At 61.6% G+C, this 1,547-nt stretch carries 2 protein-coding genes; both read right to left on the bottom strand.

Features of this window, described 5'->3' with window-relative positions:
• Positions 1-18 precede the first annotated feature (18 nt).
• On the bottom strand, positions 19-1,026 hold the full coding sequence (gene hfaB, locus PbB2_RS15805) for a holdfast anchoring protein HfaB (RefSeq protein ID WP_108986353.1): 1,008 nt from the start codon (positions 1,024-1,026) through the stop codon (positions 19-21).
• Positions 1,026-1,547, bottom strand: a 522-nt coding sequence (gene hfaA / locus PbB2_RS15810; protein WP_320410541.1) for a holdfast anchoring protein HfaA, incomplete at its 5' end; no start/stop codon positions are given. The genes hfaB and hfaA, both read right to left, overlap by 1 nt.

The raw sequence follows: 1,547 nt of genomic DNA on the forward strand, positions 1-1,547 counted from the left end.
CCGTGAAGCGCGACAGGTTTATTGACGTGTTCCGCGCAGGGCGGAGGCGATGTTGCGGTCTTGGTTTGTGGACCAAGCGTTGGGATTGGCGCGGGGTGCGGCCCCAGCGGCGGTGGCATCGGAGCGTGGGACGAAAGCACCGGTTGTGCCGATGGGTCCCATGGGATCGCCGCCGGGTCCGAAAGCGCCTTGGCAGGCACTGGCACCGGGGACGCCATAGATGTTGGACATCATTTCCACCACAGCCCGCTCAATGACCGAGCGGACAGCCAGTTGGATCGGCTCTTGACTGCGCCCGCCGACCCCGAGGTCGAGGGTGATGTTGTCGAGGAATTGGAAATAGCCAAGCCCAATCTCGCGACCGATGATCTGCTTTTGATAGGAGATGACATCGACAACCTCGAGGGTCTTGGTGTCGATCAGCCGCAGGTCGAGCCCGACATTCATGACATAGAGCTTGCCATTGGCGATACCCTTGCCATTGGTGGGGTCGCGGTCGCCGATGAAAGTGTCGGCCCCGACAGAGCGGATGTTGTAATTGAGCTCGGTGATGCCACCGATGAGATAGAAGTCAGAGCCGGGGACTTGGCCGGCCAGAATGCGGCGGAAGTCTTGGCCATCCTCACCGATCAGACGGTTATTGGCATATTTGAGCTCAAGCTCGGAGACGGAGGTGTCAAACCGCTCGACCAGACGGGCCCCGGACTTGGCAAAGGCCGAGATGGCCATCAGTGACGCGCCTTGGGTGACCTGACGGCCGCCTTCGAAGTCGGACTTGCCGGTATAATCCAGGATACGGCCGACCGCGACGCGGGGGCCGCGGATGTTCTGATAGCGGGCATAATTGGCCAGACAGACCAGAGCGGCAGAATAGGGGGTTGGATTGGCGGTGACCGGTGCATTGCCGATCGGGCGGGCATAATTGCCCGAGGAGGTGGCGGTGGGCGACACGCAGCCTGCCAGAGTGAGGCCGCACAAGCTGAGGGCAGCAAGGCTGCGCAGGGGGGAGGACACAGAGCGGGTCATCAGAAATCAAGCCCCCCATTGAGCACGGGCTGGGTGGTGTGTGCGGCGGGTGTGGTGGCTCCGACACCGGCGGTGGTGTTGGTGTTGCCGGTATTGGTGGCGGTGGTGTGGCCGTTGATGATCACCGTCTGATTGCCATTATTGATCTGGGTGGAATTGACGATGACGGTGTTGAAGCTGCCGGTGGTGTTGACATTGAGCTGGTTGCCAATGGCGGTTCCGGTGCCGGAGAAGCCCATGCCGCCGGAGCCTGTATTATAGAGGCCTAGCGGCAGAGACGATAAATCATCACCCACCACGATGCGTCCGTCGATGATGACGCGATTGCCATTGAGGTCGCGGGTTCCAGCATCATAGGGTCGGTTCTGGTCGCCTGGATTGGTGCCATAGGGGCGGGAAAACTCATTGGCATAGCCGGCCCGGTTCTGCTGGGCATGGGCAGGCACCGCCGCCAACAGCGCCGCAAGGCTCAAACTCGCCGCCGCCAGACCAAACGCCGCACGCGCATAACGCGAACTGTC

It is taken from the genome of Candidatus Phycosocius bacilliformis (assembly GCF_003112735.1).
GTDB classification, from domain to species: domain Bacteria; phylum Pseudomonadota; class Alphaproteobacteria; order Caulobacterales; family Aquidulcibacteraceae; genus Aquidulcibacter; species Aquidulcibacter bacilliformis.